Below are 12695 nucleotides of genomic sequence, written 5' to 3' on the forward strand. Positions count from 1 at the left end.
AAATATTAAAACTTAGATTGTTAAGTCATTCTTTTAATCTAGTCGTCTGGGTAGGCTATTTTCTTTAAAGCTTTAACATCAGCTTCTGGAGAACATAGTGAAATAAACTCATATCCATAGCCACGAAGTAAATGTCCTTTGCGTACAGCAATCCATGTGGTGTTTAAGCCAAAAATATCGGTATTGATCTGTTTTAGGCGATGGTCACGTTCTAGGTCATAAGCCACATCATTGACAATGCCTACACCCATACCTAATTCGACATAGGTTTTGATTACATCGGCATCTAGTGCTGACATCACAATATCGACATCAAGATTGGCTTCTTCAAAGGCTTTATCAATCTTAGAACGTCCTGTAAAACCGCCGTGATAGGTGATAATTGGATGTTCAGCAAGCTTTTCTAAAGTAATCTCTTTGGGATCAATTTTAGTCAAAGGGTGATCTTGCGGGGTAATAATACTGTGCTTCCAGTTATAAAATGGAACACTACCTAAATTATCTTCAGTCGTTAAAGATTCTGTCGCAATACCAATATCAGCAAGACCTAAAAGCAGCATTTCAGAAATTTCAACAGGGCTGGCTTGTTGCAAAATTAAATGAACTTTGGGAAAAGCTTTTTTAAATAGATTGACTATAGGTGGTAATACATAACGAGCTTGAGTATGTGTCGTTGCAATGGTTAATGTCCCCTCATCAACCTTATTAAAGTCATCAGCAAGACGTTTAATATTGTCCGCATCAATCAGCATACGTTCAACAATACTCAGTAAGGATTGTCCAGGTTCAGTTAAACCTAATAGGCGCTTACCTTTACGCACAAACAGTTGTACACCTAACTCATCTTCCAAATCTTTAATGTGTTTACTTACACCTGATTGAGACGTGTAAAGTGCAGCAGAAGCTTCTGTTAAATTGTAATTTTGACGAACTGTTTCTCGGATAATTCGTAATTGCTGAAAGTTCATTTTGTTCGATACCTCAATGGCGGATGAGTGGCGAATGACTCATCCTATCGTCGTTTATGCGACTTGATTTTCAAATAGGTGAAGTGTTGAAGCACTTACCCAAACAGTTTGATTTGGTCTGAATTGATGTAACTTGGCTTCATCAGGATTTAAAGCAATTTCAATCAGTTGTCCTTGACGATCTTGTAATTCTGCCATGACTTTACCTGCAATCCAAACTTCACGTAAGAAAGTGGCTTGAATTGCATTTTCAGTCGGTTGAGCATGAATTTTCAACTCATTTGGGCGCGCAAAAGCGATCACTTTACCATCGGCTGTATTTCTAGCAGATGGAAGCTGAATACGATCTTCACCAATTTGGATAATACCTTGATGATTTTCACCTTCAAAACGATTGGCTTGTCCGAGAAAATCAAATACAAATGGTGTCGCAGGTTTTTCATAAACTTCACGAGGTGAACCAATTTGTTCAATATCACCTTTATTCATCACTACAATTTGATCCGCAACTTCTAGCGCTTCTTCTTGGTCATGTGTTACGAAAATAGAAGTGATATGTAATTCATCATGTAACGTACGTAACCAACGACGTAGTTCTTTACGAACTTTAGCATCAAGTGCACCAAATGGTTCATCTAAAAGTAAAACACGTGGTTCAACGGCCAAAGCACGAGCAAGTGCAATACGCTGACGTTGACCGCCTGAAAGCTGTGCAGGATAACGATCTGCTAAAAAACCGAGTTGTACTAAATCGAGTAACCGAGTGACACGCTTTTTGATTTCAGCTTCATTTGGACGAGTCGCACGTGGGCGTACACGTAAACCAAATGCAACATTGTCATAAACAGTCATGTGACGGAACAAAGCATAGTGTTGGAATACAAAACCTACTTGACGTTCACGCACGTGAATTTGGGTTGCATCCGTTCCTTCAAGAATCACTTGTCCACGATCGGCAGATTCTAAACCTGCAATAATACGTAACAGTGTAGTTTTACCACAACCTGATGGGCCAAGGAGTGCAACCAATTGACCATCTGGAAAATCTAGAGAGATGTTTTTAAGTGCATGGAATGCACCGAAGTTTTTTTCAATATTTTTAACTTGAATACTCATGGTCATTCCTTAAGAAGCTATAGATTCTTTGTTTTCACGATTTTGTTTCTCTTGGCGGTATTCAACCCATGTTTTGAGAATTAATGTGAAAATTGCCAACAATGCAAGTAGTGAAGACACTGCAAACGCTGCGCTAAAGGTATATTCGTTATATAAAATTTCAACATGTAACGGCAGTGTATTGGTTTCGCCACGGATGTGACCTGATACGACTGATACAGCACCAAACTCACCCATTGCACGTGCATTACACAAGATTACACCGTAAATTAAGCCCCACTTGATGTTTGGAAGAGTAACTTTCCAAAAGGTTTGCCAACCTGATGCACCCAATACAATCGCAGCTTCTTCTTCTTCGGTACCTTGTGCTTCCATTAAAGGAATTAATTCACGAGCAACAAAAGGAACAGTGATGAATATAGTGGCTAAGACAATGGCAGGTGTTGCATACAGGATCTTGATGTCATGATCCATGAGCCATCCACCGACCCAGCCTTGAGAGCCGAAAATCAGGACTAACATTAAACCTGCAATGACAGGAGATACAGAAAAGGGTGTATCAATAATAGTGGTGAGAATTGATTTTCCACGAAAGTTAAATTTCGCGACACACCATGCTGCTGCAACACCAAAAACCACGTTCAACGGTACGGCAATCGCTGCTGTTAATAAGGTTAATTTTACTGCTGATAAAGTATCAGGATTGACCAAGGCTTCGAAATAAACCGATACACCTTGTTTGAAGGCTTCAACAAAAACCAGAATCAACGGCAGAATCAAACAGCTAAGAAAAAAGATTAGTGCAATTGTGATTAATGTATAACGAACCCAAGTTGGCTCGCGTGTTGCGTCACGTGATTGCAACTTGATGGCTAAGGCATTGCTGTTGGTATTTAAGCTCATTGTGCTGTTCTCCCTGTGCGGCGACTCGCCCATGCTTGTACTAAGTTAATTAAGAACAAGATAAAGAAAGAAATAACCAGCATTACAACTGCAATCGTTGTTGCACCTGCGTAATCATATTCCTCTAAACGGGAAATGATCATAAGAGGCGCAATTTCTGTTTCAAAAGGTTGATTCCCAGCGATGAAAATCACTGAACCGTATTCTCCAACGCCACGAGCAAATGCCAGTGCAAAACCAGTCAATAATGCAGGAAATAAAATTGGAAGAATAATTTTAGTCACAATTTGTAAGCGATTTGCGCCTAGTGCAGAAGCTGCTTCTTCTAGCTCAGTTTCCAAGTCACTTAATACAGGCTGTACAGTACGAACGACAAATGGAATACCAATAAAAATTAAAGCTAAAGTAATACCGATAGGCGTATAAGCAACTTTAATTCCAAGTGGTTCAAGGTATTGACCAATCCAACCAGTAGGTGCGTATAACGATGTGAGTGCAATACCTGCAACTGCGGTAGGTAATGCGAATGGTAAATCAACCAATGCATCGACAATGCGCTTACCCGGAAATGAATAGCGAACCAGACACCAAGCTAGTAACAAACCAAAAACTACATTAATCAATGCCGCAACGATGGCAGTACTAAAACTGAGTTGTAATGATTTTAAAATACGTTCTGAACTGATGATTTCCCAAAAACCATCCCAGCCTACACCGAGTGATTTTATAAAAACAGCTGATAAAGGAATCAGAACAATTAAAGATAAATACGCTAGGGTGAAGCCTAGTGAAAGACCAAATCCTGGCAGCACTCGGGATCGCTGCGACATGATGACTCCTCAAAAGAGAGAAAGCTTATTGAAATCAATAAGCAAAATTAAAATGAATGAGGTAAAGCTTAAGAGGCATCAATTAAAATGCAAATTTAAAAAACAACTTTTTGATATCAGGCTTATTGATAACGGCATGTTTTTTCTCAGAAATAATATAATTGAAAATTTCTGGAAAAGGCCCAAAACCCGATGCAACATTAATATGTCCAACTTTTCCAAGATTGACTGGTTTGATGTTCCAAGCTGCTGCAAGTGCATTCACTTCGTCGAAAGCAAACCAAGGGTCATCTTCACTGATTAATATTGTGGTTGGAACAGGGGTTTTTAAGCCATAAAAATAATGCTGATAATCACCAATGCTATCCGTTGCAAATCCATTCGCACCGAAACGCTTAGGATTTGCAGGAGCAACCAAAATGAGTCTTTTTACTTTTTGAGCAAGTTCAGGAGCATCATTCAAGGCAGCGAGACTGGTTAGACAACCAAAGCTATGTGCAACGATTTGAATTTGATTATCGGTTGCTTCTAATACTTTAATTAGTTCTTTGACCCATTGTTTTAAAATAGGTTTGTCCCAGTTTTTCTGCTGTACACGAGTGCTGTGTGTCAACTGATTTTCCAACCAAGACTGCCAGTGGCTTTGATTACTTCCGCCAACACCGGGAACAATAACTGTATGTACCATGAGCGCGCTCCTGTTTGTGACTTGCAGCTATTTGTTATTTACTATTCGCCTTAACGATTTGGTCAAATATTCCATTGGTTTCAAAGTGCTGTTTTTGCACCTTCGTCCAGCCACCAAACTCTTTGTCAATCGTGACCAATTTAAGTGGTTTGAAAGTAGCTGCATATTTTTTCAATGTGGCTGCATTACGTGGACGGTAGTAGTTTTTCGCTGCAATTTCTTGCCCAGCAGGTGAGTACAAGTAGTTCAAATAGGCTTTTGCTAAATTTAAATTGCCATCTTTTGCAGCGTTCTTTTCAACAATTGCTACAGGTGGTTCAGCTAGAATTGAAAGTGATGGCGTGATGATTTCAAACTTACCCGGTTGCTCACGCGTTGCTAAGAATGCTTCATTTTCCCAAGCCAATAACACATCACCAATACCACGTTCAGCAAATGTGGTTGTTGAACCACGTGCACCTGAGTCTAAAACTTTGGTTTGTTTATAAATTTGACGTACAAACTCTTGTGCTTTTGCATCTGAACCATAAGCGTGTTTTGCCCAAGCCCATGCTGCTAAATAGTTCCAACGCGCACCGCCTGAAGTTTTAGGGTTTGGTGTGACAATCTCAACACCCGGTTTAACCAAATCGCCCCAGTCTTTAATCGCTTTAGGGTTTCCTTTACGAACAAGGAACACGATTGTTGAAGTATATGGTGTAGAGTTTTGAGGGAACTTCTTTTGCCAATCTTTTGGTAATAAGTTGGTATTTTGTGCGATCGCATCGATATCTGCTGCAAGTGCCAAAGTCACGACATCAGCTTGTAAACCATCGATCACGGCGCGGGCTTGTTTTCCTGAGCCACCATGTGATTGTTTGAAGTTAATGTCTTGACCTGTTTTAGACTTCCAATACGTTGCGAACTGTTGGTTAAAGTTGTCGTATAACTCACGAGTTGGGTCGTAAGAGACATTTAAAAAGTCTTTAGCAGCGATTGAGTAAGTTGAAGCAGAAAGAAGCGTTGCAACGACTGCTAATTTTAATTTTGAAAATTGCATGGTTGAGTCCCCAAATTTTTCAGAAGTTCGTTAATATGGGGTGAGCATAACGCTAGTCTTTATTCATAAAAAATAATAAAAAACGAATTTTATATGAATAAAAGAGAAATAGCTTTTGTGTATATCGTTATTAAAATCTGTGCAAAGACTCGAGGTAAGTAGTGTGATGATTTGTCTTAAAAATGCTCAACAAGTTGATTCAATACCACTTTTAGATCGAGCATTTCATTATGGAGATGGTTGTTTTACCACAGCCCGATTTCATCACAATATTTTAGAGTTGAAAGATTTACATTGGGCACGCTTAGCGCTAGCTTCAGAAAAATTATTCTTAAAATTTAATCAAGCTTTATTAGAGCAAAGCATAGAAGTGCTACAACAACAATTTCCAGTTTTAAACGGCACATTAAAAGTCATGTTAAGTCGTGGCGAAAGCGATCGTGGTTATGCGATGCCTGAGCATGATGCAGATGTTTATGTATTGTATTATCCAAAAAGTACTGAGGATTTCCAGCCTGAATACATTCAGAGTGGTGTGTTAGATCAAGCAATTGGCCTGATGATGCCGAATCTTGTGGGGTTAAAGACCTTAAACCGCTTAGAGCAAGTCATGCTGAAAAAAGAAGCTGCGGAGAAAGGATGGTTAGAAGCTTTGGTGACAGATGTGCAAGGCTCAGTTGTTGAAGGCGTGAGCAGTAATTGTTTTATTCAAATAAACAATACATGGATTACGCCAGAACTTCGTTATAATGGGGTACATGGTGTAATGCGTGCGGAAATTTTGTCACGTATGCAACATTTTGATGTTTCATGTGAGCAACGTTTTGTGGATATGGACGAAATTCGACAAGTGCAAAGTTTATTTTTTTGCAATGCTTTAAGTCCGATGAAAATTGCCAAAAACTTGAATCATCAAACTTTAGACACTCAACCTTGTGTTGAGTTATTTGAAACTTTACATTTAAGTCAGTTTAATACTCATGTCGCAAGCTAAATCTAAGCCTAAACCTAAAAAGAAAGTTCAAGATAAAGCCACCAATAAAATGCCACATAAAGGTATTGCGATCGTTCTGATTGTGCTTTTAATACTTAGTGCAATTATTTTAAAAATGAGTATTTTTAAAAGTTATCCTGTCGAAGGACAAAAACAAAAATTGTCGATTAGTAATGGTGAAACTTATACAGGTTTTATTGACCAATTGGCGGAAGAAGATAAGGTTAGTTTTCCGATTATTTTAAAACTTTATCGTAAAATTTTTATCCATGACACCATGAAAGCAGGGGTGTATGAAGTCACAAAAGGCATGAATATGCGTCAAGTATTAGAAATGGTTTCTAATATTGAAAATGCGCAGATGAGCCGCCTTTTGGTCATTGAAGGAACAACTGCTAAACAATTGGTTCAGGCACTTAAAAAAGATCCATTGGTTGAAAAATCTGTGGTTAATTTACCAAGTTCTGAAATGTTGAAAGCCTTAAATATCCCTTATGATCATCCTGAAGGGTTATTTGCACCCGATACTTATTTTTTTGATAAAGGTGCAACAGATAAGCAAATTTTGACAGATTTATATCAACGTCAAATGAAAATTTTAGATGAAGCTTGGGAAAAGCGTGCGCCTAACTTACCTTATAAAGATAAATATCAAGCCTTGATTATGGCTTCAATTATTGAAAAAGAAACCAGTGTAGACAGTGAGTTGCGTCAAGTTTCAGGGGTATTTTATCGTCGTTTAAAGCTTGGTATGCGCCTACAAACAGATCCAACTGTGATTTATGGTATGGGTGATAAATATCAAGGTAAGATTTCTAAACAAGATTTACGTACACCAACAGCTTATAATACTTATACGATCAATGGTTTACCGCCAACACCGATTGCATTGCCAAGTAAAAAAGCGATTGAGGCAACATTGCATCCTGACCAATCAGAGAATATTTATTTTGTTGCAACAGGGAATGGCGGGCATAAATTCACTGCGAATTTGTCAGACCATAATCGTGCAGTGCAGGAATATATTGAAGTTATGCGAGCTAAAAATTAAGGAATGAGTATGTTTATCAGCTTTGAAGGTACAGAAGGCGTTGGAAAAACCACCCTCATTCGCAAATTATTTGATCATTTTCAACAACAAGGTAAAGAAGTTGTGCTAACCCGTGAACCGGGGGGCACACCTTTAGCGGAGCAAATTCGTTCATTATTACTGTCGGTGAATCATGATGAGCAAATGAGTAATGATACTGAGTTACTTCTAATGTATGCAGCTCGAGCGCAACATTTACAGAACGTGATTGTTCCTGCATTGGCGGAAGGGAAAATAGTGTTGTGTGATCGTTTTGTCGATTCAAGCTTTGCATATCAATGTGCAGGTCGTGGCTTGAGTCGCGACAAGCTACAGCTTTTAAATGAAAACTTTGTTGTACGAATGCCGGATATTACTTTTTGGTTAGATGCGCCGATTGAATTGGGTATGACGCGCGCACGTGAGCGTGGTGCATTAGATCGTTTTGAACAAGAAAAACTGGTGTTTTTTGAATCTGTGCGCAGTGGTTTTGCGGAAATTCATATGCGTGATTCGCAACGGATGAAACGCTTGGATGCAACCCAAACCCCAGAGCAAGTTTTTGCAGATGCGATTGATTATTTAAAATAGACAAGGCACTTATAGTTTATTTTAAAATTTAAAAGAATGACAAATTAAGTTATTTATAATGTAAATTTTTAACTTAATCGCTAATGTATCCAATCACTAATGTCTTTATATTGTCTAAGCAATAGCAATATAAAGACATTATTTTATGAAAAGTTCAAAACAAGAAATCGTACAGTTTCTACAACAATTTTTTAGTCCAAGCTTAGAACGTTGTGAAATTGAAGCAGTGACGGATAAAGGAGCAACTTTGCTTTGGAAAGTAGGTGATGCCGATCTTCGTCCGGGGGGCACAGTTTCAGGCCCAACCATGATGGCATTGGCTGATTTTGCACTTTATGTCGCAATCATGGGGGAAATTGGTTTAATCGGTTTAGCTGTTACAACCAATATGAACATTAATTTTTTACGTAAACCGACGGGTGGAACTGACCTGCGTGGTATTTGTAAATTAATGAAAGTGGGTAAGGCATTGGTCGTAGGGGAGGTTTGGATTTATTCTGTAGATTCTGAAGATCCTGTCGCACATGTCACTGGAACCTATTCGATTCCACCGCAAAGCATAGGCTAGGTTTAATCGTGTTTTCAGTTTTCAGTTTTCAGTTTTCAGTTTTCAGCTGTCATATATTATTTTAAACAATCCTTGAGCATTCATGCTTATTGAAATAAGCATGAAAAGTATTTGTATTGTTAGGTTGGTAGAGGGAACCTATTTTTATAATTGTACTCTTATATTCACAATGCTAAGCTGTTCATAATAAATGGAAATCAAATTTTTAATTTAATATTTAGTAATATTATGGAATGGTAAGATGTCATTGGATCATGAAGTTGTTCATTTGTTTAAGGAACAGGTTTTTCCTTTATCTGAAAAATTGACAGAGATGTTGAATGAGCACTATTCACATCAAACAGAACGCCGTGGCTGTGGTTATACACAAGCAACACGGGTTTTGGCTGAATTCATCAATTTCCCACGTGATGCTGTTGAGTCGACTGATTTAAAAATATTTAAAGATTACGATTTTAAAAAATTAAAGAAAATAATCGACCAAAAGAATGTATATGGTTTAGACATCGAAGATTGGCATAATCTAGATCATAATCCATCTCTTGGTGATTTTTTGGCTACTGCAAAAAATGATGAATTTAAAGACCTTGTTGAACAAGAAATTTTAGTTCAAGAAAATTTAAGAAAAGTTTCACAACATGCTCAACTCGAAGAAAGTAAAATCATTTGTAGTATGTTGGAAGATGTAATTTTACCGAAAACAGCAGAAGAAACAGGCTATATCGAAATTCAGACTTTACGAGAAAAACCCAAAGTGGGTTCTTGTCCGATGGCTGAAACTTTTTTCCTTAAAATTGCCCATGGTTCAATGTTGAGACAAGGCTCGATCAATATTTTTGTTGATGAGCAAAATCGTCCGCTACTCATTGAAAAAATGAATATGGGGGATAATCATTCTTGTATCAATTTACAACCGTTGATTATGAATGGTATTCGCATTCCAATAGGTTCTTTATTTTCAGTGGATTATGATATTGAACAGATTGTAGATAAAACACCAAACCAAGAATTTAAGGGGTATATTATTCCTTACAAAGCTATTCAGGGTTTTTGGTTTTTGCGATTGACGACCTTGGCTATTTCACCTGAAAATCGTAAACGTGCCTTTACAACGCATTTTGAGCAACAAGTGAATAATGGTCTTTTTAGCCCAGGCACAACGCTGTTAAAACAATTAAATGATGTCGCAACATCACAATTAAGAGCACTCAGTCTCGGATAATTTATATGTTAAATGTTTGTTTTTCGCCAAACTATTTCGCCGAAACACATACCAATAGTATGGAGAAGTTGGTCGCAGTGGCTGAAAAACTACAGCAATTTGATGATTATAAATTCCATGAACCGCAACCGATTGATCCTGAAATTTTAAGAGCATTGCATGCACCTAAATATGTGGATGCATTTTTGACAGGTGAACCTAAAAAGTTAGCCACTTTTGCGGGGTTTAAACCTTGGAATGAGCAGTTAAGAGATGCTGTCTTAACGATTAATTCAGGGCAATTGATGGCAACAGAACTTGCTTTTAAACATGGTATCGCTGCTAATATTGCGCAAGGATTTCATCATGCAGCCTATGAGTACGGTGGATCATATTGTACTTTTAATGGGTTGGCGCTGATTGCCCAACAGTATCCCAATAAAAGAATATTTGTACTTGATTGTGATCAACATGGTGGCGATGGAACTGCTGAATTTACCCGAAGATTGGACAATTTATATAATTTTAGTATTTACGGTCTAGCTTTTGGTTATCCAACTTATGAGCGTGCTGAAAGTCGGCATGTGCATACTAAAAATGGTAGTTTTGCACAATATATGCTTGCTTTACATGAAGCTTTTCAGCGTGCAGAAGAATGGAAAGCCGATATTATTATTTATCAAGCTGGCATGGATTGCCATCAAGCCGATCCTTATGGTTCTGCTTGGTTTAGTACTGAATTGATTCAAAAAAGAGAAGAAATTGTCTTTAATATGGCGAAACGAGAGGGGATCCCGATCATGTTCGTTTTAGCCGGTGGTTATCAAAATTTAGATGATTTGGTGAAATTACATGTACAGACTTTTGAAACAGCACATCAAATTTATTATCCTAAAGAAGTAAAAACAAAGCTTTAAATAGATAAAAACTGAAATAAATTAAAGCTGAAATGAATTAAATAAAAGGTATCTTGTTGAAGATACCTTTTATTTTTGAGAATCAGAGATTAAAGAATTTAACCCTGATTCTTATTAAAATTAAACACTTTCATTAACTAAAGGTGTTTCTACAGTAAAGTTTGGTGGTGTAAGCACTGTTTTACGTAATTCTGGTGAAAGCTCTGGATAATCTAAGGTGTAATGTAAACCTCGTGATTCTTTACGTTGCATTGCACAACGCACAATCATTTCGGAAACCATAACTAAATTACGTAGTTCAATCAAATTTTTACTAACATGATTGTCTTGATAATACTCAGTAATTTCTTTTTTTAGCATTTCAATACGATGCAATGCACGTTGTAAACGCTTGGTTGTTCTTACAATGCCAACATAGTTCCACATGGTGGCACGCAATTCATCCCAGTTTTGTAAGATCACAACATCTTCATCAGGATTAGACACTTGAGTTGCATCCCATTCAGGTACACGTGGCACTTCAAATGTTGCATTGTATTTGGCTTGAATATCTTTGGCAGCACTCATGCCGTAAACAAAACATTCTAATAATGAATTGCTTGCCATACGGTTTGCACCATGTAGACCTGTATAAGAGGTTTCACCAATCGCATATAAACCGTCAAGATCAGTTTGGCTATTTTCATCAACAACCACGCCGCCACAAGTATAATGTGCAGCAGGAACAACAGGGATCATATCTGTAGTGATATCAATGCCTAATTCTAAAAGACGAGCATATAGTGTCGGAAAATGTTCTTTGACAAAATCAGCAGGTTTGTGCGTAATGTCTAACCACACATGACGAATACCTAAACGTTTGATTTCAAAATCAATTGCACGTGCAACAATATCGCGAGGTGCAAGTTCTGCACGTTCATCAAAACGCAACATGAAACGTTCGCCATTTGGTAAACGCAAATAAGCACCTTCACCACGCATTGCTTCAGTAATTAAGAATGAACGTGCTTGCGGATGATATAGGCAAGTTGGGTGGAATTGATTAAATTCCATATTGGCAACACGACAGCCTGCACGATAGGCCATTGCAATACCATCACCAGTCGCAATATCAGGGTTTGAAGTATATAAATAAGCTTTCATTGCACCGCCACACGCCAAAGCTGTGAATGGTGCTAAAAAGGTATGAACTTTTTCATTGGCTTCATCAAGTGCATAAAGCCCTACAGCACGATTGGCTACAGCTTTATCACCTAATTTATGCGTTGTGATCAGATCAATCGCAATGAAGTTTTCAAAAATATGAATGTTTTGTTTTTCTTGTGCTCTTTGTACGAGTGTGGTTGAAATCGCTTTACCCGTTGCATCCGCAGCATGAATGATGCGACGTTGAGAATGCCCACCTTCACGAGTCAAATGCAATTGCTCATCTTCATCCAATGTAAACTGCACACCATGATTGAGTAAGAAATCAACCGATGGACGCCCACCTTCAACGGTCTGCTTTACAGCATCAAGCTCACAAAGTTGTGCGCCTGCAATCATTGTGTCATCAATATGCTGTTGAATAGAATCTGTTTCATCCAGTACAGCAGCTACACCACCTTGAGCAAAATAAGTACTTGCATCGGTCAATGTAGATTTAGCTAAAACAGCAATATTGAAGTGTTCAGGTAACGATAAAGCTAAACTTAAGCCAGCACCACCACTGCCCACAATAATCACATCAAATTGATGTGTTGTGTTTAAATTAGACATGTCCATCAGCTAATTTGAAAAAAGTCTGCTAATAACACTCTTTTTTTCAAGAA

General features: G+C 37.9%; 13 protein-coding genes. 6 read left to right on the forward strand and 7 right to left on the reverse strand.

The features are described 5' to 3' along the window. Nucleotides 1-38 precede the first annotated feature (38 nt). The 6 genes from CDA10_RS05770 to CDA10_RS05795 form a co-directional block, all read right to left on the reverse strand. Nucleotides 39-968: a CysB family HTH-type transcriptional regulator gene (locus CDA10_RS05770; RefSeq protein ID WP_089604592.1), complete on the reverse strand. Its 930-nt coding sequence runs from the start codon at nucleotides 966-968 to the stop codon at nucleotides 39-41. Nucleotides 969-1022: 54 nt separating this feature from the next. Next, entirely contained in the window at nucleotides 1023-2084 is a 1062-nt protein-coding gene (locus tag CDA10_RS05775; RefSeq protein WP_089604594.1) for a sulfate/molybdate ABC transporter ATP-binding protein, read from the reverse strand. A gap of 9 nt (nucleotides 2085-2093) precedes the next feature. Further along, complete coding sequence (gene cysW / locus CDA10_RS05780; RefSeq protein ID WP_089604596.1) at nucleotides 2094-2987, reverse strand: sulfate ABC transporter permease subunit CysW; 894 nt, start codon at nucleotides 2985-2987, stop codon at nucleotides 2094-2096. After that, entirely contained in the window at nucleotides 2984-3817 is an 834-nt protein-coding gene (cysT, locus tag CDA10_RS05785; RefSeq protein ID WP_089604598.1) for a sulfate ABC transporter permease subunit CysT, read from the reverse strand. Before cysT ends, cysW begins: the two co-directional genes overlap by 4 nt. An 82-nt stretch (nucleotides 3818-3899) precedes the next feature. After that, nucleotides 3900-4505 carry an RBBP9/YdeN family alpha/beta hydrolase gene (locus CDA10_RS05790; protein ID WP_089604600.1) on the reverse strand — a complete coding sequence of 202 codons (606 nt, stop codon included), beginning with the start codon at nucleotides 4503-4505 and terminating at the stop codon, nucleotides 3900-3902. A 34-nt stretch (nucleotides 4506-4539) separates the two neighbouring features. After that, nucleotides 4540-5544 (reverse strand): sulfate ABC transporter substrate-binding protein, encoded by a 1005-nt coding sequence (locus CDA10_RS05795; RefSeq protein WP_089604602.1) that lies wholly within the window; start codon nucleotides 5542-5544, stop codon nucleotides 4540-4542. A gap of 166 nt (nucleotides 5545-5710) precedes the next feature. Here CDA10_RS05795 and pabC point away from each other — a divergent pair, with 166 nt between their 5' ends. From pabC to CDA10_RS05825, 6 genes are all read left to right on the forward strand, one after another. Further along, nucleotides 5711-6538 (forward strand): aminodeoxychorismate lyase, encoded by an 828-nt coding sequence (gene pabC, locus CDA10_RS05800; RefSeq protein ID WP_089604603.1) that lies wholly within the window; start codon nucleotides 5711-5713, stop codon nucleotides 6536-6538. After that, nucleotides 6525-7589 (forward strand): endolytic transglycosylase MltG, encoded by a 1065-nt coding sequence (gene mltG / locus CDA10_RS05805; protein WP_089604605.1) that lies wholly within the window; start codon nucleotides 6525-6527, stop codon nucleotides 7587-7589. The genes pabC and mltG overlap by 14 nt, the downstream gene beginning before the upstream one ends. A gap of 9 nt (nucleotides 7590-7598) precedes the next feature. After that, nucleotides 7599-8198 (forward strand): dTMP kinase, encoded by a 600-nt coding sequence (gene tmk, locus CDA10_RS05810; protein ID WP_089604607.1) that lies wholly within the window; start codon nucleotides 7599-7601, stop codon nucleotides 8196-8198. 145 nt (nucleotides 8199-8343) lie between these two features. After that, nucleotides 8344-8766 carry a PaaI family thioesterase gene (locus CDA10_RS05815; RefSeq protein ID WP_089604609.1) on the forward strand — a complete coding sequence of 141 codons (423 nt, stop codon included), beginning with the start codon at nucleotides 8344-8346 and terminating at the stop codon, nucleotides 8764-8766. 241 nt (nucleotides 8767-9007) lie between these two features. After that, nucleotides 9008-9988, forward strand: coding sequence for a hypothetical protein (locus CDA10_RS05820; protein WP_089604611.1), 981 nt, complete (start codon nucleotides 9008-9010; stop codon nucleotides 9986-9988). A gap of 5 nt (nucleotides 9989-9993) precedes the next feature. After that, nucleotides 9994-10884, forward strand: coding sequence for an arginase family protein (locus tag CDA10_RS05825; RefSeq protein ID WP_089604612.1), 891 nt, complete (start codon nucleotides 9994-9996; stop codon nucleotides 10882-10884). Nucleotides 10885-11004: 120 nt separating this feature from the next. On the opposite strand, the gene nadB is transcribed toward CDA10_RS05825, so the two are convergent. Then, nucleotides 11005-12648, reverse strand: a complete 1644-nt coding sequence (gene nadB / locus CDA10_RS05830; RefSeq protein WP_089604613.1) for an L-aspartate oxidase — start codon at nucleotides 12646-12648, stop codon at nucleotides 11005-11007. Nucleotides 12649-12695 lie beyond the last annotated feature (47 nt).

The sequence above is a fragment of the Acinetobacter piscicola genome, assembly GCF_002233755.1.
GTDB lineage: Bacteria > Pseudomonadota > Gammaproteobacteria > Pseudomonadales > Moraxellaceae > Acinetobacter > Acinetobacter piscicola.

Excerpts from the sequence above, each read along its gene's own strand:
- CDA10_RS05770 (WP_089604592.1), bottom strand. The coding sequence starts at position 968 with ATGAACTTTCAGCAATTACGAATTATCCGAGAAACAGTTCGTCAAAAT.
- CDA10_RS05775 (WP_089604594.1), bottom strand. The coding sequence starts at position 2,084 with ATGAGTATTCAAGTTAAAAATATTGAAAAAAACTTCGGTGCATTCCAT.
- cysW (WP_089604596.1), bottom strand. The coding sequence starts at position 2,987 with ATGAGCTTAAATACCAACAGCAATGCCTTAGCCATCAAGTTGCAATCA.
- cysT (WP_089604598.1), bottom strand. The coding sequence starts at position 3,817 with ATGTCGCAGCGATCCCGAGTGCTGCCAGGATTTGGTCTTTCACTAGGC.
- CDA10_RS05790 (WP_089604600.1), bottom strand. The coding sequence starts at position 4,505 with ATGGTACATACAGTTATTGTTCCCGGTGTTGGCGGAAGTAATCAAAGC.
- CDA10_RS05795 (WP_089604602.1), bottom strand. The coding sequence starts at position 5,544 with ATGCAATTTTCAAAATTAAAATTAGCAGTCGTTGCAACGCTTCTTTCT.
- pabC (WP_089604603.1), top strand. The coding sequence starts at position 5,711 with ATGATTTGTCTTAAAAATGCTCAACAAGTTGATTCAATACCACTTTTA.
- mltG (WP_089604605.1), top strand. The coding sequence starts at position 6,525 with ATGTCGCAAGCTAAATCTAAGCCTAAACCTAAAAAGAAAGTTCAAGAT.
- tmk (WP_089604607.1), top strand. The coding sequence starts at position 7,599 with ATGTTTATCAGCTTTGAAGGTACAGAAGGCGTTGGAAAAACCACCCTC.
- CDA10_RS05815 (WP_089604609.1), top strand. The coding sequence starts at position 8,344 with ATGAAAAGTTCAAAACAAGAAATCGTACAGTTTCTACAACAATTTTTT.
- CDA10_RS05820 (WP_089604611.1), top strand. The coding sequence starts at position 9,008 with ATGTCATTGGATCATGAAGTTGTTCATTTGTTTAAGGAACAGGTTTTT.
- CDA10_RS05825 (WP_089604612.1), top strand. The coding sequence starts at position 9,994 with ATGTTAAATGTTTGTTTTTCGCCAAACTATTTCGCCGAAACACATACC.
- nadB (WP_089604613.1), bottom strand. The coding sequence starts at position 12,648 with ATGGACATGTCTAATTTAAACACAACACATCAATTTGATGTGATTATT.